We start from the raw sequence: 23,711 nt of genomic DNA, 5'->3' as shown, positions 1-23,711 counted from the left end.
CTAGTCAGTGCCGTGACGGCAAGGAGGCTTCCCGATGACGCAGGCGGCAAAGACACTCTATACGGCGAGGACCCACACCAGCGGCGGACGCGGCGACGGCAGCTCGCGCAGCTCGGACGGCCGCCTGGACGTCAAGCTGTCGCCGCCGGGCGGCGCGGGCAGCGGCACCAATCCCGAGCAATTGTTCGCCGCCGGCTGGTCGGCGTGTTTCGAAGGCGCGATGGAGATCGCGGCGCGCAAGCGGAAGATCGAGCTTCCCAGGAAATGCGCGATCGATGCCGAAATCGATCTCGTGCTCGAAGACGGCGCCTATTCGCTGCGGGCGCGCCTCAATGTGAGTCTTCCGGGCCTGGACGGCGAGACCGCACGCGGCATCATCGATGATGCGCACCAGACCTGTCCCTATTCGAAGGCCGTTCGCGGCAACATCGACGTCACCGTCGCGCTGATCTGACGCATCATCATCAACATCGAGAGGTAGCAATCATGATTGAGATTATCGACCAGCATCGCCGGACGTTCTTCGGCCTCGCGGCCGGAACCGTCGCCGTCGGCCTCGGCGTGATCGACCTTGCGCGCGCCGAAACCGACGCGCCGCGATCATCCGGATCGACCGCGTCCTTCGGCCCGATCAAGCAGATCGATGCCGGCGTCCTCAATGTCGGCTATGCCGAGGCGGGGCCGTCGAACGGTCCCGTGGCGATCCTGCTGCACGGCTGGCCCTACGACATCCACGCCTTCGTCGACGTCGCGCCGATCCTGGCCAAGGCCGGCTATCGCGTGATCATCCCCCATTTGCGCGGCTATGGCACGACGCAATTCCTCGCCAGTGAGACGCCGCGCAACGGCGAGCCCGCCGCGATGGCCGCCGACATCATCGCGCTGATGGACAAGCTCGACATCAAGAACGCGGTCGTCGCCGGCTTCGACTGGGGCGCGCGCACCGCCGACATCATCGCCGCGCTGTGGCCCGAGCGCTGCCGCGCGCTGGTGTCGGTCAGCGGCTATCTGATCTCGAGCCAGGCTGCCGGCAACGTGCCGCTGCCGCCGCAGGCCGAGCTGCAATGGTGGTACCAGTTCTATTTCGCGACCGAGCGTGGCCGCGCCGGCTACGAGAAGTACACGCACGATTTCGCGAAACTGATCTGGAAGCTCGCCTCACCGCAGTGGAAGTTCGACGACGCCACCTTCGCCCGGAGCGCGGCCTCGCTCGACAACAAGGATCATGTCGCGATCACGGTCCACAATTACCGCTGGCGGCTCGGGCTTGCCCAGGGCGAGGCGAAATACGACGAGCTCGAAAGGAAACTCGCGGCCGGCCCGGTGATCAGCGTTCCCACCATCACGATGGAAGGCGATGCCAACGGCGCGCCGCATCCCGAGCCCAGCGCCTATGCCAAGAAGTTCTCGGGCCGTTACGAGTTTCGCCTGATCACCGGCGGCATCGGTCACAATCTGCCGCAGGAAGCACCGCAAGCCTTTGCCAAGGCGGTCATCGACGCCGATGGCACCTGATCATCGCTGTGATGCCTCGGTCCGGCGTGCTGGACCGAGGATGTGCCGCGCCTCCAGCCCGAGGAAAGGTCATGACATTGATCGAACCTGAAAAGAACAAGCGTTCCTACGTCACGGCGATCACGCTGGCCGTGCTGCTGCTGGTCGTTCTGCTGACTTGCGTGCCCTATCTGGTCTCGATCGCGCTCGCCGAGGGGCCCGCGCAGGTCGACAGAGCCGACGCTTCGCCGATCTTCGGCGTCACGATTCCGCCGGGCTACAAGCAGTGGGAGCTGATCGCGCCGGCGGAAGAGGCCGCGCCGCTCGACGAGCTTCGCGCCGTCGTCGGCAACCAGACCGCGATCGATGCGTATCAGGCCGGCAAGCTGCCGTTCCCCGACGGCACCATCCTGGTCAAGCGTGCCTGGAAGCGGAAGCAGTCGCCGGAGTTCGCCTCCGCGACGATCCCGGGCGCTGCCACCACCGTGCAGGTGATGGTCAAGGACTCCCGGAAATACGCGGCGACCGGCGGCTGGGGCTTCGGCCGCTTCGTTGGCGGCAAGCCGGTCGATGAAGCCCAGCACCGCACCTGCTGGGGCTGTCACGAAGCCCGCGCCAGGAGCCGCGACTACGTCTTCACCCGGCCTGCGCCCTGAAGCGGATTTCGGCCGGCGATCATGCGGCGCGCTGAGAGCCTTGCTGGCTTTGCCCGAACCGGAAGCTGCCCGGGTTCGCGGATGAACCATTTGAAGTGTGAACCCGACCAAGGTCGGAAGAGTGTCCGGGGAATAGCGATCGGCTATCCCTGCCGCTCCGATCCACGTGCGGAAATTGTGGGCCGATGCGGTTGAAAAAGACGCTCTTCTTGCTGCTTCTGTTTCTCGCGATTCCAGCGGACCACTGCTCCGCGCAGACACCGCCGCCGCCACTCCACGAACATGCGTTCGAGCGCGTGCCGTCGACGGTCGCGAAGAGATTGGCGATCCGTTTTTCGCTGGGCGCATTCGCCGGCCGCTTCGAGGAGACGCCGCTCGGCGCGGTCCGCAAGGCCGTGGGCGCAGGAACCATCCAACACCAGGGCGATGCTGGAGATAGCATCTATTGGCTGTGTTACAGGCGCGCGCAGCATCGGTTATGGGTCGTGTCCAGCGGAGAGATGGGCGGTCCGGACCACCGCGTCACGGAGATCGTTGAAGAGCTCACCGAGAAGGACGCGGAGACCCCGACCGATTGCGCCGTCATCCCGGAGAAGTTCGCGCCCGTCGTCTTCGACGGCAAGCTGCATTTGGGTATGTCGCGTTCGGAGGTCGTCACGGCGCTGGGACCGCCGTCGAAGTCGGAAGCTGCCGGGATGGTGTATTCTCACGACGGAAAGCTCGCAAACGGCTTCGATGAGACCGCATGGCTCATTCTCCGGTTTCGCGAGGACAAGCTCGTGTCCATGCGCGGCGGCAAGACGACGACGAATTGAAGCAGCTCACCCCAAGGGCTTGCGTCTTGGTCGGGCGAAACAGCAATTGCTGGGTCAATCGGTTCGCTGGCAGATATTCTGCTTTACAGAAATTCGGATTTATCGTAGATGTCGCCCGTCCTGATCCGACGAAGAGGGGCGGTCGTACGTCGTCACGAGCCGCGGATCAGGTTGCGGTGGACGCCTTGGAGCCGTCGCGGATGCGGGACGCAGGGCGGGGTGATGGATTGAGCCGATCCCCGTGAGCTTCTCGCAAGCCGCGTTGTACGAACGGCGCCGTGTGCGTACGGCAAAACCGTGTGGTCCTGGCCGTCGTTGCTACGGTCAAGTCTTGCGGAGGCGACATGGCGCCAACCGGTGCCATGTCGGTGAATTCCGTGAGGCGAGGGAGGCCAGAGGGAAAGTTCGGCTCCCGGGAGAGCACGGCATAAGCCGTCCGACCATCGCGCAGGGAAGGCCGAGCGTTCGGCGTCACCTGTATGCTGCTGTGCGGTTCTTCCTGCGTGTGCATTTCGCGCAGCGGACCGCGGGTGCCAGCCGGCGCCCGGCCTTCCCTGCGCCCTTTTCTCCAGGAGGGCGTGACGAGAAGCGCAAAACTCGGGCGAAACGCGCCGCGGGAAGGCGAAGGCGTGTCAATCGGTCAACAGCAGTCTCTCGTGCCCCGGACGCAGCGCAGCGCTCCCCTGGCGATGCGAAGCATCGTCCAGCGAGCGATGCGCTGCAGAGCCGGGGCCCATGCATCAGCAATCCGTGCGGCTTCCTGGGTCCCGGCTCTGCGCCGCAGCGTTTCACGCTGCGTCGCGTCCGGGACACGAGAGAACGAATGCTTCGCTCGCAACGACGATGTGGAGAAAGCAGAGCCGTCCGTCCTACTCCGCCGCCACCATCTGCTGCGTGCGCCACTGGCCGAGCAGGGCGCGGAGCGAGGCCGGCTTCACCGGCTTGTTGAGCACGGCGATCTTCTCGTCGCGCGCGGCCATTTGCACGGCGGGGCTGCGGTCGGCGGTGATCAGGATCGCGGGGATGCCGTCGCCAAAGCGGCGGCGGATCTCGCGGATCGCGGCGATGCCGTTGCCGCGGTCGAGATGATAGTCGACCAAAAGGCCGGTGACGCGGCGGCCGGCCGTCTCGATCGCGGCGATCGCGCCTTCGGGATCGGCGACCGCGATCACCTCGGCATCCCACGCCTTCAGGAGCGTGCGCATGCCGTCGAGGATCGCCGCGTCGTTCTCGATGCAGACGATCAGCGCGCCCGAGATCGGCGTCCGCGCCAGCGGCGTCGCGCTGGTCACGGCGGCGGTGTGGGTGATCGCCTTCGCGGTCGGCACCGTCACCGAGAACACCGAGCCGCCGCTTCTGTTGCCGTCGATGGCGATGCCGTGCTTGAGCACGCGGGCGAGGCGCTCGACGATCGACAGGCCAAGGCCGAGGCCGCGCGCGATCCGCGCGCCCTGCTCCAGGCGGTGGAATTCCTTGAAGATCTCGCCGCGCTTGACCTGGGGAATGCCGACGCCGGTGTCGTAGACGCAGATCTTGAGCGAAGCGCCCTGGCGGCGGCAGCCGACCAGCACGCGGCCGCGCGGGGTGTATTTGATCGCGTTCGAGATCAGGTTCTGCAGCAGGCGCCGCAGCAGCAGCCGGTCCGACTCGACCGGCAGCGAGCAGGGCACGAAAGTGAGCTCCAGGTTCTTGGCGCGCGCGATCGGCGCGAACTCGATCTCCAGCGAACGCATCAGGTCGGCCATCTTGAAGCTCGAGATCGAGGTCGTCATCGCCCCGGCGTCCAGCCTGGAGATGTCGAGCAGCGCGCCGAGGATCTCTTCGATGGCCTGCAGCGATTCGTCGATGTTCTCGACCAGCCGGGTCTCCTCGCCGCTGTGCTGGCGTTCGACCAGGCTCGTGACATAGAGCCGCGCCGCGTTCAGCGGCTGGAGAATGTCGTGGCTGGCGGCGGCGAGGAAGCGCGTCTTGGAGATGCTGGCATCTTCGGCCGCGCTCTTGGCCAGCGCCAGCTCGGAGTTCAGCCGCGTCAGCTCCTCGGTGCGATCGCGCACGCGCTTTTCCAGCGTCGCATTGGCGCGCTCCAGCGCTTCGGCGGCCTCGAAGGTGGGTGTGACGTCGGTGAAGGTGATGACGAAGCCGCCGCCGGGCATGCGGTTGGTGAGCACCTCGATCACCATGTGGCGTTCCGGCAGGCGTTCGAGATATGGCTCGCTGTCGGTGGTGTAGGCTATGAGCCGCTGCTCGATCATCGCCTCACGGTCGGCCTGATGGTCCGGATCGCTCACGCCCATGAATTCCAGGATCTCGCGCAGGGGCGTACCGAACTGGACGATGTGCGGGGGCACGTTGAGGAGATCGCCGAACTGCCGGTTGGAGCAGATCAGCTGCAGGTCGGCATCGAACACGGCGATGCCCTGGCGCACGTGGTTGAGCGCAGTCTGCAGGATCTCGCGGTTGAAATGCAGGGCCGCATGCGAATCGTCGAGCAGTTTCAGCGCAGCCTTCGCCGACACCGTGCGCTTGCGCAGCAGCAGCGACATCACGAGGCGCGAGGAGGCCGCGCCGATCGAGGAGGCGATCAGGTGCTCGGCGTGCTGCAGCAGCTCGAAATCGGCAGGTGCACCTAGCTCCAGCCGCAGATTGCGCCGCGCGGAAAAGGCCTCGAAGGAATGCCGTGCACGGTCGGGGCCGAGATATTGCGCGACGGTGGTCTGGATGTCCTGAACGGTGACGGTGGTGCGCCAGCGCCGGAAGCCCGGCGAGATCGGCGCGAGCGTGTTGGGCACGAACAGGTCGGCCTGCAACAGCTCGATGGACGAGGGCCTTCGCGCCAGCGACAGCAGCACATAGGTCAGGATGTTGAGCGACAGCGACCAGATCACGCCGTGCATCAGCGGCGGCAGATCGGCGCCGAACAGCGCCTGGGGCCGCAGCGCCTCGATGCCGAACGGGCCGTGCTGCAGCAGCAGGATGCCCGATGTCGAGGAATCCATGAAGCTCGGGATGAACAGCGTGTAGAGCCACACCGCAAAGCCCACCAGCATGCCGCCGATCGCGCCGCGCGCGGTGGCGCGCCGCCACAGGAGGCCGCCGAAGAAGCTCGGTGCCAGCTGGGCGATGGCGGCAAAGGACAACAGGCCGATCGCCGCGAGCTGGGTGTTGCCGAGCGCGCGGTAGTAGAAATACGCCATCACCATGATGGCGAAGATCGCGAGCCGCCGCGAGCGCAGCAGGAAGTCGCTGAAATCGGCGCCGCCGGTGCGCCCCTCCGGCCGCCGCTGCAGCACCAGGGGCACGATGAGGTCGTTCGAGACCATGATCGAGAGCGCAACGCATTCGACGATCACCATCGCGGTCGCCGCCGACAGGCCGCCGACGAAGACGGCGACGCTGAGCAGGTCCGCGCCGCCCTCCATCGGCAGCGCCAGCACGTACATGTCGGGGTCGGCCGCGCCGAACGGGAAGCTGACGAGGCCGGCGAGCGCGATCGGGATCACGAACAGATTGATGGCGACGAGGTAGAGCGGGAACAGCCAGCGCGCCCGGCCGACCTCGGCATCGGACGAATTCTCGACGACACTGACGTGGAACTGGCGCGGCAGCAGCATGATCGCGCACAGCGACAGCAGCGTCATGGTGAGAAAATTGCCGATCGACGGCGAATAGTTGATGGCGCGCACCGCCTCCGGCGTCTTCATGGCGCGCTCGATCAGTTCGTGCGGCGAGAACATCACGAAGGTGACGAAGATGCCGGCGGTGAGGAAGGCGACCAGCTTGATGATGGATTCGGTCGCCACCGCCAGCATCAGGCCGTGCTGGTGCTCGGTCGCGTCGGTCTGCCGCGTGCCGAACAGCACGGCGAAGGCCGCCATCGCCAGCGTCACCATCAGCGCGACGTCGCCGATGATCGGGATGTGGGAGAAGGCCTGGTCTTCGCTCAGGATCGTCGCGAGCGAGGAGGCGACCGCCTTGAGCTGCAGCGCGATGTAGGGCACCGAGCCGATGATCGCGATTCCGGCGACGGTGGCCGCCACGGCCTGGCTCTTGCCGTAGCGGGCGCCGATGAAGTCGGCGATCGAGGTGATGTTGTGGGCTTTCGCCAGCTGGATCACGCGGCGCAGGATGCCGGCCCCGAGCCCGATCATCAGGATCGGGCCGACATAGATCGCGAGGAAGTCGGTCGAGGTGCGCGTCGCAAAGCCCACCGAGCCGAAGAAGGTCCAGGAGGTGCAGTAGATCGCCAGCGACAGCGGATAGATCAGCCCGGAGGCGCGGCCGCGCCCGGCCGGCGAGCGGCGGTCGCCGTGGCTCGCCACCAGGAACAGGAAGCCGATATAGCCGAAGGCGGCGGCGATCACGCCCCAGTCGTGCAGCATGGCGAGCGTGTTTCTCCCATGGGCGCGAGGGCCGCGCCCGCTCTCATTTTCCCTGCAAACCTAGCGCGTTGGACGGTCGCAAGCGACAGCGAAATGCCGGGGCGGGGGGAGGAACCGGGGTTGTCGTTAAGGTGCAAGCATGCACCGCGGGTGCCTACCCTCCCCTGGAGGGGGAGGGTCGATCGCGCGCAGCGCGAGCGGGGTGGGGTGATCTATCCACTTGGGCACTGTTGGATGAGGAGACACCGTCACCCCACCCCGGCCCACATTTCGCTGCGCTCAATGTGAGCCGACCCTCCCCCTCCAGGGGAGGGTAAGAACCCTACTCCGCGGCCAGCGACTTTGCGCGCAGCGGCAGGCCGAGACGCTCCCACACTTGCAGCAGGGCCTCGGCGAGCTGATCGATCAGGCCGTCGTCGTGATACGGCGAGGGCGTGATGCGCAGCCGCTCGCTGCCTTTGGGAACGGTCGGATAGTTGATCGGCTGGATGTAGATGCCGTGCTCCTCGAGCAGGAGGTCGGACGCCTGCTTGCACTTCTCGGGATCGCCGACGAACAGCGGCACGATGTGGGTGTCGCTCGACATGACAGGCAGGCCGGCGGCGTTGAGGATCGCCTTGACGCGGGCGGCACGGTCCTGGTGGCGCTCGCGCTCCCAGTTCGAGGTCTTCAGATGCTTGATCGCGGCGGTCGCGGCCGAGCAGATCGCCGGCGGCAGCGCGGTGGTGAAGATGAAGCCCGGCGCATAGGAGCGCACGGCGTCGATGATCTGGCCGTTGGCGGCGATGTAGCCGCCGAGGCAGCCGAACGCCTTGGCGAGGGTGCCTTCCAGCACGTCGATGCGGTGCATGACGCCGTCACGCTCGGCGATGCCGCCGCCGCGCGGGCCGTACATGCCGACGGCGTGGACCTCGTCGACATAGGTCATCGCGTTGTATTTTTCGGCGAGATCGCAGATCTTGGCGAGCGGGGCGACGTCGCCGTCCATGGAATAGAGGCTCTCGCAGACGATCAGCTTCGGACGGTTCGGGTCCGCCGCCTTCAGCAGCTCCTCGAGATGGGCCAGATCGTTGTGACGGAACACGACCCGCTCGCAGCCGGACTGGCGGATGCCCTCGATCATCGAATTGTGGTTGAGCTCGTCCGACAGAATGAGACAATTCGGAATGAGCTTGGCGATGGTCGGAATGCCGGTCTGGTTCGAGACATAGCCCGAGGTGAACAGCAGCGCGGCTTCCTTGCCGTGGAGATCGGCGAGCTCGGCCTCGAGCTGGACCAGCGGATGATGCGTGCCGGCGATGTTGCGGGTGCCGCCGGCCCCGGTACCGACGCGGGTCGCGGTCTCGACCATGGCGCCGACCACCTTGGGGTGCTGGCCCATGCCGAGATAATCGTTGGAGCACCAGATCACGACGTCGCGCTTGCCCTTGGGCGAGTGCCAGACCGCGTGCGGGAATCGGCCGGCCGTGCGCTCGAGGTCGGCGAACACGCGGTAGCGCCGCTCAGCGTGGAGACGATCGAGGGCGGTATCGAAGAACTGGTTGTAATCCATCGGAGAAACCTGTCACGGAACCTGACCACGGCGGCCACTCGTTTTTAGAGCTTTTCCAGCTCCAATGTCTATGCGCCAGCACACATTTGTGGCGAGGCGTGCGGGTATATTGATAGCGCCGCCTGGCGGGCGATAGTTGATGTGGATCAAACGCCTAGCACTTGCCCGCAGGCGCAGGCAGAGGCTTTCGGAAAAGCACGGGACTGTTGCAGCCGGCTTGGGCATTTTGTCCATGGGGCACGCTCCGTCCATGATGGCTGAGCCGGTCGCACCGATGTCGTAGCCTCGCATTCTGCGAGGCGCGGATCGGCGCCCGGCAAGCTTATGCGAAAGGACGCCCGATGAAGCGTGTGATGATCTTGAACGGTCCCAACCTCAATATGCTCGGTATCCGCGAGCCGCACATCTACGGCACGACGACGCTCGCCGAGGTCAACGCCGGCTGCGAGGAGGTCGCGGCCAAGCTCGGCCTCAAGCTCGCCTTCCACCAATCCAACCATGAGGGCGTGCTGGTCGACCTGATCCAGTCGGCGAGGCAGGATGCCGACGCCATCATCATCAATCCGGCCGGCCTCTCCTTCACCTCGGTCGCGATCATGGATGCGATCAAGACGTTCGAAGGCCCGGTGCTGGAAGTCCACATCTCCAACATCCACGCCCGCGACGAGTATCACCGCCACTCCAGGATCTCGTTCGTGGCGACCGGTGTGATCTGCGGACTCGGACCGTTCGGCTACATCGCAGCGCTGCACGCGATCGCGAACATGAAGTGAGGGGGATCCGCGGGGACGGTGCGCTTCCTCCCCCCGCGAGCGGGGAGAGGCGAAGACTCACGTCGTCCGGAACTGCAGCACGCCGTCCTTCGTCTCGGCCGTCAGGCGGCCCTCGACGAGCATGTAATTGACGTGGGCGACGAGCTCGCCGGCGGCAAAGCCCATCTGGTGCTCGTCGAGCACGTGCTTGTTGAAGACGACAGGCACCAGAGCGCGCGAGGTCTGCGGCACCTCGCGGCAGGCCTCCGCGATCAGGCGGCAGCGCTCTTCATGGTGGTCGGCGAGCTGCTTGATGCGGGTCTTCAGTCCGTAGAACGGCACGCCGTGGCCCGGCAGCACCAGCACGTCATAGGGCAGCGTCGTGGTGAGGCTGGCGAGCGAGGCGAGATATTCGCCGAGCGAGTTCTGGTCGGGCTCGACCGCCCAGACGCTGACATTGGGCGAGATCTTGCTCAGCACCTGGTCGGCGGAGAGGAACAGCTTGTCGTCGGCGCAATACAGCATCACCTGGTCGAGCGCGTGGCCGCCGCCGGTGATCACCTTGAAGCGGCGCGTGCCGATCACGACGTCCTCGCCATGGGAGATGCGGCGGTAGGAAGGCGGCAGCACCGAGACGCGCTTGAGATAATCCTGGCCGCGGCCGAGCAGCTTCTCGGTGAGCGACTCGTCCATGCCGTGACGGCGGAAGAACAGCCGCTGCGCTTCCTGCCGCTCCGCAGTGCCGCGGTTCTGGTGATAGACCGATTGCAGATATTCGACCTGCGACATCACCAGCGGGCAGTTGAAGCGCTCGACGACCCAGCCCGCAAGCCCGACATGGTCGGGGTGGGAGTGGGTCACGATCAGGCGCGTGATGGTGATGCCCTTCAGCGGTCCGTCGAACAGCTTGGTCCAGGCCTCGATCGTCTCCTCGTTGCCGAAGCCGGTGTCGACCATCGCATAGCCGTCGCCGTCGGCGAGCAGGTAGATGTTCACGTGGTTGAGGCGGAACGGCAATTTCAGCCGCGCCCACAACACGCCGGGCCTGACCTCGACGATCTCGTCGTGGCCGGGATGCTGTTCCCAGGGGTAGCGCAGGGCCTCGGCCGAGGACTGGGCCAAGGACTGCGCAGTGTCGGTTTTCGCGTTCATGCTATCGGCTTAAACCCAGCGCGCGCGGGGCGCCAGCCGAAAAAGGCTGGCCCGTGGTCTGCGCATGGCGGTCATACCGGCAGTTTCCCGTAGCCCGGACGAAGCCGCCGCCCGGGCCACGGGACGGCGCTGCTACGCCGCCCGCATGTTGTTGAGGAACGCGTCGATCTCTCCGCGCAGCATGTCGGCTTCGCGGCGGAGCGCGTCGGAGGCGCCGAGCACCTCGTTTGCCGCCGCGCCGGCTTCGGCGGAGGCAGTGGAGACGCCGACGATGTTGCTGGAGACCTCGCTGGTGCCGCCAGCCGCATGCTGGATGTTGCGGGCGATCTCGCGCGTCGCCGCGCCCTGCTCCTCGACCGCGGCCGCGATCGTCGTGGTCACGTTGTCGATCTCGCCGATGATCCGGCCGATGCCCTGGATGGCGCCGACTGCCGACGTGGTGATGTCCTGCATGCTGGCGATCTGGGTGCGGATTTCCTCCGTCGCCTTGGCGGTCTGGCTGGCGAGGCTCTTCACCTCGGAGGCAACCACGGCGAAGCCGCGGCCGGCCTCGCCCGCACGCGCCGCCTCGATGGTGGCGTTGAGCGCGAGCAGATTGGTCTGCGAGGCGATGGTCTGGATCAGATCGACCACGACGCTGATGCGGCTCGCGCTGTCGGCGAGGCTCTGTACCGTGGCGTCGGTCGCGCCGGCCTCGTCGACCGCCTTTTTGGCAATCGCGGCCGAGGTCACGACCTGCTTGCTGATCTCCTCGATCGAGGACGACAGCTGCTCGGTGCCCGACGACACGGTCTGCACGTTGACCGAGGTCTCCTCGGCGGCGGAGGCCACCGCGTTCACCAGCGCGTTGGACTGGTCGGCGGTGGTCGACATGCTCTGCGCGGTCGACTGCATCGAATTGGCCGACTGCGCCAGATTGTCGAGCGCGGAGCGCACCGTGTTCTCGAATTCGGCGATCTTCGCTTCCATGCGCGCGGCGCGCTCGGCCTTGGCGATCCGGTCCTTCTCCTGCTCGCCGGCGAGTGCCCGGGCCTCGATCATGCTGTCGCGGAACACGGTCAGCGTTTCCTTCATCACGCCGATCTCGTCGTTCTGCCGGGAGCGGACGATCTCGGTGTCGAGGTCGCCGGCCGACAGCAGCTGCATGGCGCGCTGAAGCTCGCGGATGCGGCGCAGGATGTTGCGGCCGACATAGAGCCAGACGAACAGCGCCGAGCCGACCAGCATCAGGGCGCCGAGCGCCAGCATCACGGTCGTCGCGAGCGAGGTTTCCTGCTGCGCCTGGGAGGTCGAGGCGTTGGTCTCTTTCTGCACGCCGTCGACGAGCTGCTGCACGCTGATGCCGAGGCCGACATTGAGCTTGCGCGTCTCGTCCAGGATGGTCTGGCCGTAGTCGATGGAGTCGAGCTCCTTTTCACGCAGATTGAACACGCCCGTCTTGCCGGTGCCGAGCGCGAGCAGCTTCTCCGCCGTCTCGCGCAGCATCTTGTTGCCTTGGTTGTCGGGCAGCAGATCGAGGTTGGAGCGCAGGCGGCCCTGTGCCGTCTTGAATTCCTTCTGGATGTCGTCGAGCTTGTCGCTCGTGCTCGCCGACAGCGCCGCGCTCATGTCGGCGGCGGCGAGATTGCCGCTGGCGACGACGTTGCCGAGCTGGCCGACGGTCTGCGCGGCGTCGCTGGCATCCGCGGCCGACAGGTCGGCCGAGCCGAGAATGGCGTTGACCCGGGTCTGCGCGTCGAGCATCGCCGGGCTGGCCGCGCCGACGAAGGCGCCCTGCGCGTTGCGCAGGGCATCATATTGTTTCTCATGAAGCGCGGCGATATCCAGCCGCTCGCGGGCGGCCTTGGTGAGGCTCTGGGCCGCCTCGTTGATGCTCTTCATGGTTTCGCTGAGGCCGGAGACGACGCTCTTGTCGCCGCCGAGCTGGATGATCTCGGTGAGCTTCGTTTGCGTCTGCTCCTGCAATTCCCTGAGCTTCTTGGTGCGCTCGTTCAGCGCTTCCTCGCTTTGCGCCGCGAGCAAGGCCGGTCCCTGCGCCGCCAGACTCGCGCTCAGTGCCGACAATTGCAGGCTGGCGGCAAGGCGCGGAATGTCCCGCCCGCTCAGTTCGGTCATGCGTCCGCCGAGATTCTGCAGCGCGAGGCCCGCGCCGGCCGCGATCACGAGGCCCATGCCCGCGATCACCGCGAAGGCCGCGAACAGGCTGCCGCGCACGCCCCATGTCGGCAGTTTGAAGCGCGGCAGAAAACGGCCCAAGCGGCCAAGCCCCAGACGGATCGCCATCGAAAATTCCCCCAGCTCTTGCTTATCTTTGTGGCCGGCAGTATCGGCACCGCCGGTTAAGAATTCGCAATCTCCGCAAACGCTTGCATCTGTTCCGCAGGGCGAAAAAAGGAAGGGCCGGCGAGATCGCCGGCCCTTCCGTCGTAAAGGTCCTGGTAACCGATCAGTAGCGCGCGACCGCCGGGCTGGCCCAGTTGAAGCGGTAGTTCACGCCCGCCTTGATGGTGTGGTCGTCGGTCGTGAAGCTGCCGGTGCCGGTGAGCGGGCCGCCGGTGAAGCTCGCGTCGCCGAAATTGTAATACTGGTACTCGGCCTTGGCCGACCAGTTCGGGGCGAACATGTATTCGAGGCCGGCGCCGACGGTGTAGCCGTTTTTGTGATCGCCGGTGATGACGAAGGCAGCCGGCACGCCGCCGACGGTCACCTTCTCGTTGTTGTCGGAATAGGCGTAGCCGCCCTTCACGTAGACCAGGCCCGGGCCCCAGGTGTAGCCGACGCGGCCGGTGATCGAGCCGAGGCCGCGCTGGTCGTTGGTGTAGGCGATGCCGCCCGGAAACACGGCGCCGACGCTGCCGGAGAGCCAGGAATACTGGCCCTCGACGCCGACCACGAAGTTCGGGTGGAACTGCCAGTCCGCACCGACCTGCACGCCGCCGAGGAAACGGCCGTTGCCGTTGTTGCCGGTGGAGAGGCCGCTGAAATTGTTGTCGCTGGAGAACGCGCCGCCGACATGGCCACCGATGTAGAAACCGGTCCAGTTGTAGATTGGCGCGGCATAGGCCGGCGCGGGCGCCTTGTAATAGTTGCGGTTGCCGAGATCGGCACCGACGGCCGGCGCAGCCGCGCCCACCACGAGCAGCGCAACGGTCGCAAACAGAATCTTCTTCATCGTCCTGAACTCCAGCACTCAATGTCCCCGGCAGGCGCGCTTTCCGCGCCGCGTTGGTTTTGCAGATAGCTCGCTTTTGACGAAAATGCTGTCACATGCATGGCACAACGGCAGCCAACCCAACTTATTGGGCTGCAATTGGTTTTCGTGCTTAATGCCGGCTTAAGAAGTGGTGAAGGAAGGCTTAATTCCGGATCGTCCCGGTAACATCCACGCGCGCTTCGTTAACCGAGGCGCCGGCGCGCCTCGTCGCGCATCTGCTGGCGGAATGCGGCGCGCTTTGCGGGACGATCCTCCTCGCGCACATCATGGCGATCGAAGATGTCGAACTTCTCCAGGATCGGATAGCGCTCGCTCGCCATCGCGAGCACGCGCAGCACCTTGGTCGCCGATGGCGTCGGGCCGCTCACTTCCCAGCGCCGGATGGTGTCGCCGCCGCCTTGCTCCGGCAATCCGCAGAGCTTTGCCATGTCGGCCGCAGTGAGCTTCCGCTCGAGGGCATCGGAAAGGTCGGCGCGGAGTTGCTTCAGTTCGGGGCCGGTCATGTCGCCTCAATGCGGGAAGTCCTCGAGGGCAATGCCCTAGCGCTGATTCGGGTCCATCCGAAGGCGGGCATGATCGTGATAGTGTTTTCTCGCCGGCCAAAGTCAGCGAGGGAAATCGCATGCCCGTGTTCAAGCTGCCCCTGTCGGGAGATGTCGTCCAGTCCATCTATCCGTCGTTCTTCAGCCCAACCGGCGGCCAGTTCGGCCTCGTCAACATCACCGTCGGACAGTCCTCGGCACCCGATGTCGAGAAGGACGTGTTGTCGGATGTCGGCAGCTACGGCAAGCAGATCGGGCAGGTCGCCGATGCGCTGCTGGCCGTGATCGAGCATCTTGAGGCAAATGACGCCGGCCCCCTCGGCGAGGACAAGGCGATCACCGCCTTCAAGGACTTGATGCATTCGGTCGCGAACGTGAAGGACCGGCACGGCCGTCATGCCTGCCGTCCGAAGCGGAGGTGACTAATGGCATCGCTTCGGCACATTCGCCCGCGCACGAAGTTATGAACTTGTGCCTCTGGACATCGCCCGGTGAGTGAACACATGGCACAAGGGGCTCCCAGCGACCGAGGGATCAGCCATGACAGGCATCAAACTCGCCATTGCCGCGCTCGTCACGACCGGGTTGCTTGCCGCGCCCTTCGCAGCTGAAGCGAAGAAGGCCCGGTCGAGCCGTAACTACAACACCGGCGTGGTGGCTCCGAATTACGGTGCCTCGCCGGCGGCGCAGCCGACAGCACCCTATGGCTCGTCCGGACAGACCGTCGGCACCGTCACGGCGCCCTCGATCGGATCGTACAATTGGCCTTCGGTCGGCGTGACCAACGCGGTGCCCACCTGGAGCAATACTACGAGATAGGGCGCGATGAGGCGGCCTCCGGGCTCAGATGCCCCGCCCACCCTGGTTTCCGATGACGCAGCGCCATGCTGCAAGCCGCTCGGCCGGATGCTGGCTCATCCAGTCGGCGAGCTGCGGCGCGCCCATCAGGCAGGACTGCACCGAGACCTCGGCAAAATCCGAGCTGGTGACCAGCTGCTCGTGACAATTGCTCGGAGAGGCGAGACTGCAAAGCACCGCAATGATCTTGATCACGACCGGGTGCTCCCGTCGCCGACGAACGTCCGGCCCATCGGTGTCTTGTCCTGACCTTCGCCAGCCGGATCGGCCGACGGGAAGATGCTGTCGTAGATGGCGCGCGCTTCCTGGATGAGACGCGTTCGCTCGCGCTCGGACTTCGAGACAAATCGTATAACTTCGCCCATGATGGCTCCGTATCAATTGCTGTCCGTCATCAGATGACGTTGATCATTCAATTTCGATCTATGGTGTCGTCCTCGCCTTTGAAGCGACGCCGTCGATCACGGGGGAACAAAAATGCGTGAGCGCATCCGGGGCTTCCCACACTTCCGGCGTCTGATGCGCCGGGTCGGGAAGCCGCTCACCACATGTGTTCGCCGCAAGACTCCAGCCAAAGACTTTTCTGGCCGCATGGGCGAACGCCGGTATCAGCCTGCTTCTTGCCGTCGTCGGCAAGACCGTTCACGCAAAGCAAATTCCGTCGAATCAAATATGTTTCACGTCTCGAGGTCGCCAAGTTTTTGGAACCATCCCGGCGTCCGGTGATCGATGCGGGCACCGTTTCACGCCGCCGGTGCGCGCTCCTTCCGTCCCGGCACCGCCGCCAGCAATTCGCGCGTGTACGCGTGCTCGGGCGCGGCGAAGAGCTGCGCGGTCGGCTTCAGCTCGACGATGGCGCCGCGCTGCATCACCGCGATGCGGTCGCAGATTTGCGCGGCGACGCGCAAGTCGTGGGTGATGAACAGCATCGAAAGCCCAAGGCGGGTCTTGAGATCTTCGAGCAGCCTCAACACTTGCGCCTGCACGGAGACGTCGAGCGCGGAGACGGCTTCGTCCGCGACGATGATCTCGGGTTCGAGCGCGAGCGCGCGCGCGATGCCGATACGTTGGCGCTGGCCGCCGGAGAATTCATGCGGGTAGCGGTCGAGCGCGCCGGCATCGAGGCCCACCATTTTCAGGAGATCGCGGGCGCGCTCGAACGCCACCTTCGGATCGGTGCCGGCAGCGATGGGGCCGTCGGCGATGATGTGTCCGATCTTGCGGCGCGGATTGAGCGAGGCGAACGGATCCTGGAAGATCATCTGGATGCGATGGCGCTCGGTGCGCAGCGCCTTGCCGGACAGCGAGGTGAGTTCGGTGTCACCGATCCAAATCGTGCCGCGGTCGGCCTCGATCAGCCGCATCACGAGGCGCGCCACCGACGACTTGCCGGAGCCGGATTCGCCGACGAGGCCGAGCGTCTCGCCCTTGAGGATGTTGAAGTTGACTTGTCGCGCGGCATCGACGCGACGGTCCTCGCGGAACCAGCCGCCTGACGTGACATAGGTCTTGTCCAGCCCGATCACCTCGACGGCCCTGGCCTGCTCGTCGAGCGGCTCCCGCGCGGGCGGATCCATCGTCGGCACCGCGGCGAGCAACGCCTTGGTGTAGTCGTGCTGCGGGGCGTTGAAGACGGTCGCGGCGGGGCCTTCCTCCACGACCTTGCCATGCCTGAGCACGACCACCTGATCGGCGATGTCGGCGACCACGCCGAAATCGTGGGTGATGAACATCACCGCCATGTTGCGGTTGCGCTGGAGGTTGCGGATCAGCTTCAGGATCTGCGCCTGCGTGGTGACGTCGAGGGCGGTGGTCGGCTCGTCCGCAACGAGCACGGCCGGTTCGAGCGCGAGCGCCATCGCGATCATGGCGCGCTGGCGCTGGCCGCCGGAGAGCTGGTGCGGATAGGCGCGGACGATGCGCTCGGGGTCGGGCAGGCCGACTTCGCGCGCCAGCGACAGGGCCTTGGCGCGACGTTCCTTCGGCGTGAGGAGGCCGTGGGCCTCGAACATCTCGGCCATCTGGTCGCCGATCCGCATCAAGGGATTGAGCGCGGTCATCGGCTCCTGGAAGATCATCGCCAGACGGCGGCCGCGCAGATCGCGCCAGCCGTCGTCGTCGAGCTTGAGCAGGTCGCGGCCCTCGAACTGGATTTCGCCTGACGTGATCGACACCGTATCCGGCAACAAGCCCATCAGCGCATGCGCGCACATCGACTTGCCAGAGCCGGATTCGCCGACGACGCAGACGATCTTGCCGGGCCGCAGGTCGAGCGAGACGCCATCGACGGCGAAGGGACGCTCGGCGCCCTTGGGCAGCGCGATCCGCAAGTTCCTGATCGAGACGGCGGGGGGCGCGGTCATCATCAGCGTCCCTCCCGCGACAGGCGCGGATTGAGCGCGTCGTTGAGGCCTTCGCCGATCAGGTTGAGACCCAGCACCGAGATCAGGATCGCGACGCCGGGAAACACCGTGATCCACCAGGCCTGGCGGATCACGGTGCGGCCGGCGCCGACCATGTAGCCCCAGGAGATCAGGTTGGGATCGCCGAGGCCGAGGAAGGCCAGCGAGGATTCCAGCAGGATCGCGGTCGCCACCATCAGCGAGGCCAGCACGATCACCGGCGACAGCGCGTTGGGCAGGATCTCGCGCAGGATGATCCAGGTGTTGCTCTGGCCGGTGACCACGGCGGCCTGGACATATTCGCGCGTGCGCAGCGACAGCACCTCGCCGCGGACGAGGCGCGCGACCGGCGGCCAGCTCACCACCGCGATCGAGGCCACGATCGAATAGATCGAGGGCTGCAGGATCGCCACCAGCATGATCGCGAGCGCGAAGCTCGGAATGGTCTGGAAGAATTCGGTGAAGCGCATCAGGGCGTCGTCGACCTTGCCGCCGAAATAGCCGGCCATGGCGCCGATGGGAATGCCGACGACCAGCGCGACCAGCGTCGAGACGAGGCCGACCAGCAGCGAGACGCGGGCGCCAAAGATCATGCCGGCGAACACGTCGCGGCCGAGCGCATCGGTGCCGAGCGGCACCGCCCCGAGCGTGAACGGCGGCAGGAACGGCCGCTGCACCATGCGCCAGGGCGAGTTCGGAAACAGCATCGGTCCGAACACCGCGATGGTGATCGCGAGCAGAAGGATGACGAGCCCGATGACGCCGCTCGGGCTTTTGAGCATCGATTTCCAGAACTGTTTCATGAGGCGAATTCGATGCGCGGATCGACCAGGCGGTAGACGAGGTCGGTGATGAGGTTGAAGATCAGGACCATGGCGGAGCAGATCACGAAGACGCCGAGCAGCAGGTTGTAGTCCCGCTGCAGCAGCGCGTCGTACATCAGGCGCCCGATGCCGGGCCAGGCGAACACGGTCTCGGTGATGACGGCGCCGCCGATCAGCGTGCCGGAATGCACGCCGGCCAGCGTTACGACCGGCAGCAGCGCGTTGCGCAGCACGTGGCGGCGCTGGATCACGGCGTCGGACAGGCCCTTGGCGCGCGCGGTCTTGACGAAGTCGAGCCGCTTCACCTCCAGCATCGAGGCACGCGTCATGCGGGTGTAGGTCGCCATGAAGAACAGGCCGAGCGTCATCGCCGGCATGATCAGGTGTTTTGCGACGTCGACGGCGTGGGAAAGGCCGGTGAGGTTGGCGCCGACCGTCTCGTAGCCGAAGCTGGGCAGCCAGTCGAAGGTCACCGAGAACAAGAGGATGCCCATCAGCGCCACCCAGAAGATCGGCATGGCGTAGAAGATCAGCGCGAACACGGTGATGGCGGTGTCGAGGAAGGTTCCGGCAAAGCGCGCGGCGAAGGTGCCGAAGAGAACACCGAGCATCAGCGAGATCGCAAACGCCGTCAGCGTCAGCAGTAGTGTTGCCGGCAGCCGTTCTGCAATCAGCTTTGCGACCGGCGCCTGCTGGCGGAAGGAGAAGCCGAGGTCGAGGGTCGCGATGCCCTTGACGTAGATGAAGAGCTGCTCGGGCAGCGGCTTGTCGAGGCCGAACTTCTCCCGGAGCTGCTTGACGAAGACCTGGTCGGAGGCGCCGGCCTCGCCGGCCATCACGACTGCGGGGTCGCCGGGCGCGAGCCGGATCAGGAAGAAATTGAGAACGACGATCGCGAGCAGGACGATCACGCCCTTCACGACACGCTGAGCGACAAAGGAGAGCATTAGGGAGTCATATTGGTGATGTGAGCTGAAGCCACGAGGGCGGTGCGCTCCCTCGCCCCGCCTGCGGGGAGAGGGTTGGGGTGAGGGGGGCTCTCCGCGAGGGCGGTGAGAATTGGATTCGTGGAGACTCCCCCTCACCCGAATGCGCGCTTTGCGCATATTCGACCTCTCCCCGCAAGCGGGGAGAGGTGAAGAAGCAGTTCCTCACTTGTCGAGCCATGCGTCCTTGAAGCCGTCATTGACCCCGATCCCCGTGGTGATCAGGTTCTTGACCTTGCAGCGCATGATGGTCGGGAATTGCAGCTCGAGCATCCAGGCCACCGGCACGTCCTCGACCAGGATCTTCTGCGCCTTCTCGTAGAGCTCCTTGCGCTTGGAATCCGGTGTCGCGACCGCGCCGTCGGCGAACAGCTTGTCGATCTCCGGGTTGGAATAGCCCTCGACGTTGTTGAACACCTGACCCTTGGCGATGTTGCTGGAGATGTAGTTGCGGCCAACCCCGAGCGCGGGATCGCCATACTGGTAGAGATAGGTGAAGGCGATGTCGTAGTCCCAGTCGCCGATCTTCTGGTTGCCGCCGGCAACGTCGGTGGCGATCGTCTCGATGTTCATGCCGACGTCCATGAGGTTCTGCTTCACCGCTTCACCCCAGCGCTGCCAGGTCTCGCCATAGGCCAGCGGCAGCAGGCGGATCTTCTCGCCCTTGTAGCCGGCTTCCTTCAGCAGCGCCTTGGCCTTGGCCGGATCGTACGGATATTTCTTCACATCGTCGGTGTAATACTTGATGGTCGAGGCGGACGGGCCGGTGGCGACCTTGCCGAGCCCGTTCCAGATCACGTCCTTGGCGAAATCGCGATCGATCGCGTACATGACCGCCTGCCGCACCCGCTTGTCGGCGAGCGGTCCCTGCCGGTTGTTCAGCCACAGCCAGGCCAGCGGCGAGAAGAACTCCCAGCCGGCGCCGGTGACGCAGGTGTCCTTCAGCTTGGACAGCCGCGGCACGTCGAAATTCTCGACCGAGCCGCCGGGCAGCACGTCGACCTTGCCGGTCTCGTACGCCACCGAGCGCGCCGCGGCGTCGGGGATGATCTGCCAGTAGATCTCGTCGAGATAGGGCTTGCCCTTCTCGTGGTAGTTCGGGTTCTTGACCAGGCGGATGAACGAGCCCTTCTGCCACTCCTTGAACATGAAGGGGCCGGTGCCGACAGGCGCATTGTTGTAGGGGTTGGTCTTCCAGTCGGTGCCTTCGTAGAGATGTTTCGGCACGATCGGCATCGAGCCGACCTCGAAGATGCCGAGGAAGGGGCCGAACGGCTGCTTCAGCGTGAACACCACCGTATAGTCGTCCGGCGTCTCGATCTTGTCGACCTGCGCCAGATTGGTGCGGGCACGCGCATGCGTCTGCTTGAGCATCTCCATCGAGAACAGCACGTCGGCGGCGGTGAAGGGCTTGCCGTCATGCCAGGTGACGCCCTTCTTGAGCTTGAAGGTGTAGGTCTTGGCGTCCTCGCTGACGCTCCAGCTTTCTGCAAGCTCCGGCAGCGGCTCGAGCTTCGGGCTGTAGCGCAGCAGGCCCTCGAAGATGTTGCCCGACACCATCTGGGTCGGGCCGTTCTGGACCTGCGCAAGCATCAGGCCGGGCGGCTCGGGCTGGATCACGGCATTGATCACGCCCCCCGTCTTCGGCTCTTGTGCCAGCGCCGGGGCCGCAAGGCCGCAAGCCAGGAGGAGACCAAGCAACACTCGTTTTGGCATGTCGTATCTTTCTCAAGCGCGACCAGCCGAAAACACTTCGCGACGTCATGGCGTGCAAAGCTGTGGCCAGCCCATCCCAGTCCCCATCCGATGTCGAGGCTCACACAGTCTCGTTCGGCGCCGCAAGATGAAAGTCTCGACAGCGTCAGCACAAAAAATGTACAGCGCGTCCTGTTTTCACTTGATTCATCGTCGTGTCACGGAGACAAGTCGGCCATGGACAATGCCACGCGTTCCGAACGGTCCCGCAACGCTGCACTCGAAGCAGCCATCGCGATCATCGCGCGCGACGGGCCCGGGCGGCTGACGCTCGATGCGATCGCTCGCGAGAGCGGCCTCAGCAAGGGCGGCGTGATGCACCAGTTCCGCACCAAGGAAGCGGTGCTGAAGGCGCTGCTCGAGCGGCAGATGGCGCATTTCGAGGAGTTCTCCACCGACTATATGGCCAGGGTGCGCGCGACCTCCGCCAATCCCAATCTGGCGACCCAGCTCGCGACCGTGCGCGAAGCGGCGACCTCGCCGAATTCCGCTGCGCTGGCGCTGGTTGCGGCCATGGTCGAGAATCCCAACCTGATGGCGCTGCCGCGCGAGCGCGAGATGAGAAGGATGGCGGCGATCAGGGAAGAGGCCGCTGATCCGGATCTGGCGATGCTGCGCTGGGCCGGCGCGATGGGATTGCTGCTGAGCTCGCTGTTCGGCATGTCGCCGCTCAGCAAGGACGAGCATCAGCGACTGTTCGCGCGTCTGCTCGACGACGCGCAATGGACCGGCCTCGAACGGCCGGCGGCATCACGCGCCGCCAAATCCGGAGCGGCGCCGGGCGCAAAGGCCGCAACGCGGCGCAAGCGCGCCTGATTCATCGTTAACGAAACCCGATCATGGCCTGCACAAAGCCGCGCCAGCGGCGAAATGCATCAGGCCTTCATTTTCGATCTTTACAAACCGTCTGGTCGGTTTTATAAATCGGGACACTGAGGCGATCCGAAGCTTCCGACATGGCCCCGGACGAAGCCTAGGGTTGGCAATGGCGAGCCCCGCAGCCGCGTCCGGTCCCTGGCGCGGCTGCGGCCGCCATCGCCCCAACAGTGCCAAGAGGAGTCGGGAATGAGGAGCTCGATCGCGCTGCGCGGTCTGGGAGCGCTGGCGCTTTGCGCAGGCATGGGCGGCTGCGCCTCGGTCGCGCCGGTTCCCTATTCGGAGATGGCGTCCTCGGCCTACATGGCTCCGGACAAATCGGACGCCTCCGGCCGCGTGCCCTACCGCTACTCCACACCGGTCGATTGGCGCGCCTATAATAAGGTGATCCTCGATCCCGTCGTGGTCTATCGCGGGCGGGACCACCAGTTCGGCGACATGTCCGGCAAGGACAAGGCGACGCTCGCCGCCTACATGCAGAGCTGTTTCACCGAGCGGCTGCGCAGCCGCTTCGCGCTGGTGCAGGAGCGCGGACCGAATACCCTGCGGGTCAGGCTGACGCTCACCGGTGCGGTCGCCAACACGCCCGTGCTCGGCACGCTCTCGCGGTTCGATATGGCCGGCGCGGTCTACAACGGCGTGCAGGCCGCACGCGACGGCGAGGGCATGATGACCGGCTCGGTGATCTACGGCGTCGAGATCTTCGACGCGACGACCTCTCGTCTGCTCTCTGCCTACGTCACCAAGCAATACCCAGCCGCCTACGACATCAAGGCCACCGCCGGCGCGCTCGCGGCCGCCACTGCTGGCCTCGACAAGGGCGCCGATGCGCTGATGGCGCAGCTCAACTGACGCCGCGATCCATTCAACGAAAGGCATTGCCGATGAATATTCTCCTTCGCTTCGTGCTGCGCGTGGCGATCACCGTCGTGATGATGATCATCGGCGGCCGCGCCGGCGCCGTCATGCCGGCAGATCCGAGCGGCACCTGGCTGGTCGAGGATGGCCGCGCCCGCATCCGCCTCGAGCGCTGCGGGCCGTCGCGCGACCGCCTTTGCGGCTTCATCGTCTGGATGAAGGAGCCAACGGACAAGCGCGGCCAGCCTTACCGCGACAGCCAGAATCCGGATCCGGACAAGCGCGCCCGCACACTGCTCGGCCATCAGCTCATCATGGGCCTGCAAGCGACGGCGGAAGGGCGCTTCGCCGGCGACATCTATAATGCCGAGGACGGCAAATCCTATTCAGTCTCGATCTGGCGCGAATCTCCCGAGCGCCTCAAGCTGAAAGGCTGCCTGATCAAGTTCCTGTGCCAGACCCAGACCTGGCAGCAGACCCTCGACGTCGTGCCCGGTCAGCTCGTCGGCCTCACCGGCGATCTGAACGGCCCGCGCGCCGACAAGGAATGGGCTGTTGTGCCGGCCCCGAAGCCGATACCGGCGAAGGTGAAATAG

At 65.6% G+C, this 23,711-nt stretch carries 22 protein-coding genes; 10 read left to right on the top strand and 12 right to left on the bottom strand.

Translation table 11 applies throughout. From position 1 onward, the window contains the following. The first annotated feature begins 34 nt into the window (after window positions 1-34). From TSA1_RS20715 to TSA1_RS20700, 4 genes are all read left to right on the top strand, one after another. Window positions 35-454, top strand: a complete 420-nt coding sequence (locus TSA1_RS20715; protein ID WP_100177956.1) for an organic hydroperoxide resistance protein — start codon at window positions 35-37, stop codon at window positions 452-454. Between the two features lie 32 nt (window positions 455-486). Beyond that, window positions 487-1,515 (top strand): alpha/beta fold hydrolase, encoded by a 1,029-nt coding sequence (locus TSA1_RS20710; RefSeq protein WP_100177955.1) that lies wholly within the window; start codon window positions 487-489, stop codon window positions 1,513-1,515. Window positions 1,516-1,586: 71 nt separating this feature from the next. Continuing rightward, window positions 1,587-2,150: a cytochrome P460 family protein gene (locus TSA1_RS20705; RefSeq protein WP_100177954.1), complete on the top strand. Its 564-nt coding sequence runs from the start codon at window positions 1,587-1,589 to the stop codon at window positions 2,148-2,150. Window positions 2,151-2,335: 185 nt separating this feature from the next. Then, the gene (locus TSA1_RS20700; RefSeq protein ID WP_100177953.1) at window positions 2,336-2,965 is read left to right on the top strand and encodes a hypothetical protein; all 630 of its coding nucleotides are present in this window, start codon (window positions 2,336-2,338) and stop codon (window positions 2,963-2,965) included. 869 nt (window positions 2,966-3,834) lie between these two features. Here the strand turns inward: TSA1_RS20700 and TSA1_RS20690 are convergent. Together TSA1_RS20690 and hemA are read right to left on the bottom strand one after the other, a co-directional pair. Continuing rightward, window positions 3,835-7,344, bottom strand: a complete 3,510-nt coding sequence (locus tag TSA1_RS20690) for a PAS domain-containing hybrid sensor histidine kinase/response regulator (RefSeq protein WP_100177952.1) — start codon at window positions 7,342-7,344, stop codon at window positions 3,835-3,837. Window positions 7,345-7,666: 322 nt separating this feature from the next. After that, window positions 7,667-8,896 carry a 5-aminolevulinate synthase gene (gene hemA / locus TSA1_RS20685; RefSeq protein WP_100177951.1) on the bottom strand — a complete coding sequence of 410 codons (1,230 nt, stop codon included), beginning with the start codon at window positions 8,894-8,896 and terminating at the stop codon, window positions 7,667-7,669. A gap of 341 nt (window positions 8,897-9,237) precedes the next feature. Between hemA and aroQ the strand changes: the two genes are divergently transcribed. Then, a complete protein-coding gene (gene aroQ, locus TSA1_RS20680; RefSeq protein WP_100177950.1) occupies window positions 9,238-9,669 on the top strand; it encodes a type II 3-dehydroquinate dehydratase in 432 nt (143 codons plus the stop codon). A 57-nt stretch (window positions 9,670-9,726) separates the two neighbouring features. Here aroQ and TSA1_RS20675 read toward each other — a convergent pair whose 3' ends face one another. The 4 genes from TSA1_RS20675 to TSA1_RS20660 form a co-directional block, all read right to left on the bottom strand. Beyond that, window positions 9,727-10,800, bottom strand: coding sequence for an MBL fold metallo-hydrolase (locus tag TSA1_RS20675; protein WP_100177949.1), 1,074 nt, complete (start codon window positions 10,798-10,800; stop codon window positions 9,727-9,729). A gap of 132 nt (window positions 10,801-10,932) precedes the next feature. After that, complete coding sequence (locus TSA1_RS20670) at window positions 10,933-13,083, bottom strand: methyl-accepting chemotaxis protein (RefSeq protein WP_100177948.1); 2,151 nt, start codon at window positions 13,081-13,083, stop codon at window positions 10,933-10,935. Window positions 13,084-13,246: 163 nt separating this feature from the next. Continuing rightward, window positions 13,247-13,972, bottom strand: a complete 726-nt coding sequence (locus TSA1_RS20665; protein WP_100177947.1) for an outer membrane protein — start codon at window positions 13,970-13,972, stop codon at window positions 13,247-13,249. Window positions 13,973-14,196: 224 nt separating this feature from the next. Beyond that, window positions 14,197-14,517, bottom strand: coding sequence for a hypothetical protein (locus tag TSA1_RS20660; RefSeq protein WP_100177946.1), 321 nt, complete (start codon window positions 14,515-14,517; stop codon window positions 14,197-14,199). A gap of 119 nt (window positions 14,518-14,636) precedes the next feature. On the opposite strand from TSA1_RS20660, the gene TSA1_RS20655 reads away from it, so the two are divergent. Then, complete coding sequence (locus TSA1_RS20655) at window positions 14,637-14,978, top strand: hypothetical protein (RefSeq protein WP_100177945.1); 342 nt, start codon at window positions 14,637-14,639, stop codon at window positions 14,976-14,978. A gap of 118 nt (window positions 14,979-15,096) precedes the next feature. Then, on the top strand, window positions 15,097-15,375 hold the full coding sequence (locus TSA1_RS20650) for a hypothetical protein (protein WP_100177944.1): 279 nt from the start codon (window positions 15,097-15,099) through the stop codon (window positions 15,373-15,375). Between the two features lie 24 nt (window positions 15,376-15,399). Here TSA1_RS20650 and TSA1_RS20645 read toward each other — a convergent pair whose 3' ends face one another. The 6 genes from TSA1_RS20645 to TSA1_RS20625 all read right to left on the bottom strand — a co-directional run bounded on the left by TSA1_RS20645 (window position 15,400) and on the right by TSA1_RS20625 (window position 21,342). After that, window positions 15,400-15,609, bottom strand: a complete 210-nt coding sequence (locus tag TSA1_RS20645; protein ID WP_100177943.1) for a hypothetical protein — start codon at window positions 15,607-15,609, stop codon at window positions 15,400-15,402. After that, a complete protein-coding gene (locus TSA1_RS39785; RefSeq protein WP_174718990.1) occupies window positions 15,606-15,779 on the bottom strand; it encodes a hypothetical protein in 174 nt (57 codons plus the stop codon). The genes TSA1_RS20645 and TSA1_RS39785 overlap by 4 nt, the downstream gene beginning before the upstream one ends. A gap of 378 nt (window positions 15,780-16,157) precedes the next feature. Next, on the bottom strand, window positions 16,158-17,777 hold the full coding sequence (locus TSA1_RS20640) for an ABC transporter ATP-binding protein (RefSeq protein ID WP_174719321.1): 1,620 nt from the start codon (window positions 17,775-17,777) through the stop codon (window positions 16,158-16,160). Window positions 17,778-17,779: 2 nt separating this feature from the next. Beyond that, window positions 17,780-18,619 carry an ABC transporter permease gene (locus TSA1_RS20635; protein ID WP_145984351.1) on the bottom strand — a complete coding sequence of 280 codons (840 nt, stop codon included), beginning with the start codon at window positions 18,617-18,619 and terminating at the stop codon, window positions 17,780-17,782. Beyond that, window positions 18,616-19,587: an ABC transporter permease gene (locus TSA1_RS20630; RefSeq protein WP_100177941.1), complete on the bottom strand. Its 972-nt coding sequence runs from the start codon at window positions 19,585-19,587 to the stop codon at window positions 18,616-18,618. The genes TSA1_RS20635 and TSA1_RS20630 overlap by 4 nt, the downstream gene beginning before the upstream one ends. Before the next feature lie 204 nt (window positions 19,588-19,791). Beyond that, window positions 19,792-21,342, bottom strand: coding sequence for an ABC transporter substrate-binding protein (locus TSA1_RS20625; protein ID WP_100177940.1), 1,551 nt, complete (start codon window positions 21,340-21,342; stop codon window positions 19,792-19,794). 216 nt (window positions 21,343-21,558) lie between these two features. Here TSA1_RS20625 and TSA1_RS20620 point away from each other — a divergent pair, with 216 nt between their 5' ends. The 3 genes from TSA1_RS20620 (at window position 21,559) to TSA1_RS20610 (ending at window position 23,711) form a co-directional block, all read left to right on the top strand. Beyond that, window positions 21,559-22,197, top strand: coding sequence for a TetR/AcrR family transcriptional regulator (locus TSA1_RS20620; RefSeq protein ID WP_100177939.1), 639 nt, complete (start codon window positions 21,559-21,561; stop codon window positions 22,195-22,197). A gap of 249 nt (window positions 22,198-22,446) precedes the next feature. Beyond that, window positions 22,447-23,109 (top strand): DUF3313 domain-containing protein, encoded by a 663-nt coding sequence (locus TSA1_RS20615; RefSeq protein ID WP_100177938.1) that lies wholly within the window; start codon window positions 22,447-22,449, stop codon window positions 23,107-23,109. A 32-nt stretch (window positions 23,110-23,141) separates the two neighbouring features. Beyond that, window positions 23,142-23,711 carry a DUF2147 domain-containing protein gene (locus tag TSA1_RS20610; RefSeq protein WP_100177937.1) on the top strand — a complete coding sequence of 190 codons (570 nt, stop codon included), beginning with the start codon at window positions 23,142-23,144 and terminating at the stop codon, window positions 23,709-23,711.

Origin of the sequence: Bradyrhizobium nitroreducens (genome assembly GCF_002776695.1) — a bacterium.
GTDB lineage: Bacteria > Pseudomonadota > Alphaproteobacteria > Rhizobiales > Xanthobacteraceae > Bradyrhizobium > Bradyrhizobium nitroreducens.
Note: the sequence above shows the minus strand (reverse complement) of the source record. Positions and strands in the feature narration are given on the sequence as shown.

What these genes read in the sequence shown, in the direction of transcription:
- TSA1_RS20715 (WP_100177956.1), top strand. Translation starts at nt 35, where the DNA reads ATGACGCAGGCGGCAAAGACACTCTATACGGCGAGGACCCACACCAGC.
- TSA1_RS20710 (WP_100177955.1), top strand. Translation starts at nt 487, where the DNA reads ATGATTGAGATTATCGACCAGCATCGCCGGACGTTCTTCGGCCTCGCG.
- TSA1_RS20705 (WP_100177954.1), top strand. Translation starts at nt 1,587, where the DNA reads ATGACATTGATCGAACCTGAAAAGAACAAGCGTTCCTACGTCACGGCG.
- TSA1_RS20700 (WP_100177953.1), top strand. Translation starts at nt 2,336, where the DNA reads ATGCGGTTGAAAAAGACGCTCTTCTTGCTGCTTCTGTTTCTCGCGATT.
- TSA1_RS20690 (WP_100177952.1), bottom strand. Translation starts at nt 7,344, where the DNA reads ATGCTGCACGACTGGGGCGTGATCGCCGCCGCCTTCGGCTATATCGGC.
- hemA (WP_100177951.1), bottom strand. Translation starts at nt 8,896, where the DNA reads ATGGATTACAACCAGTTCTTCGATACCGCCCTCGATCGTCTCCACGCT.
- aroQ (WP_100177950.1), top strand. Translation starts at nt 9,238, where the DNA reads ATGAAGCGTGTGATGATCTTGAACGGTCCCAACCTCAATATGCTCGGT.
- TSA1_RS20675 (WP_100177949.1), bottom strand. Translation starts at nt 10,800, where the DNA reads ATGAACGCGAAAACCGACACTGCGCAGTCCTTGGCCCAGTCCTCGGCC.
- TSA1_RS20670 (WP_100177948.1), bottom strand. Translation starts at nt 13,083, where the DNA reads ATGGCGATCCGTCTGGGGCTTGGCCGCTTGGGCCGTTTTCTGCCGCGC.
- TSA1_RS20665 (WP_100177947.1), bottom strand. Translation starts at nt 13,972, where the DNA reads ATGAAGAAGATTCTGTTTGCGACCGTTGCGCTGCTCGTGGTGGGCGCG.
- TSA1_RS20660 (WP_100177946.1), bottom strand. Translation starts at nt 14,517, where the DNA reads ATGACCGGCCCCGAACTGAAGCAACTCCGCGCCGACCTTTCCGATGCC.
- TSA1_RS20655 (WP_100177945.1), top strand. Translation starts at nt 14,637, where the DNA reads ATGCCCGTGTTCAAGCTGCCCCTGTCGGGAGATGTCGTCCAGTCCATC.
- TSA1_RS20650 (WP_100177944.1), top strand. Translation starts at nt 15,097, where the DNA reads ATGACAGGCATCAAACTCGCCATTGCCGCGCTCGTCACGACCGGGTTG.
- TSA1_RS39785 (WP_174718990.1), bottom strand. Translation starts at nt 15,779, where the DNA reads ATGGGCGAAGTTATACGATTTGTCTCGAAGTCCGAGCGCGAGCGAACG.
- TSA1_RS20640 (WP_174719321.1), bottom strand. Translation starts at nt 17,777, where the DNA reads ATGACCGCGCCCCCCGCCGTCTCGATCAGGAACTTGCGGATCGCGCTG.
- TSA1_RS20635 (WP_145984351.1), bottom strand. Translation starts at nt 18,619, where the DNA reads ATGAAACAGTTCTGGAAATCGATGCTCAAAAGCCCGAGCGGCGTCATC.
- TSA1_RS20630 (WP_100177941.1), bottom strand. Translation starts at nt 19,587, where the DNA reads ATGCTCTCCTTTGTCGCTCAGCGTGTCGTGAAGGGCGTGATCGTCCTG.
- TSA1_RS20625 (WP_100177940.1), bottom strand. Translation starts at nt 21,342, where the DNA reads ATGCCAAAACGAGTGTTGCTTGGTCTCCTCCTGGCTTGCGGCCTTGCG.
- TSA1_RS20620 (WP_100177939.1), top strand. Translation starts at nt 21,559, where the DNA reads ATGGACAATGCCACGCGTTCCGAACGGTCCCGCAACGCTGCACTCGAA.
- TSA1_RS20615 (WP_100177938.1), top strand. Translation starts at nt 22,447, where the DNA reads ATGAGGAGCTCGATCGCGCTGCGCGGTCTGGGAGCGCTGGCGCTTTGC.
- TSA1_RS20610 (WP_100177937.1), top strand. Translation starts at nt 23,142, where the DNA reads ATGAATATTCTCCTTCGCTTCGTGCTGCGCGTGGCGATCACCGTCGTG.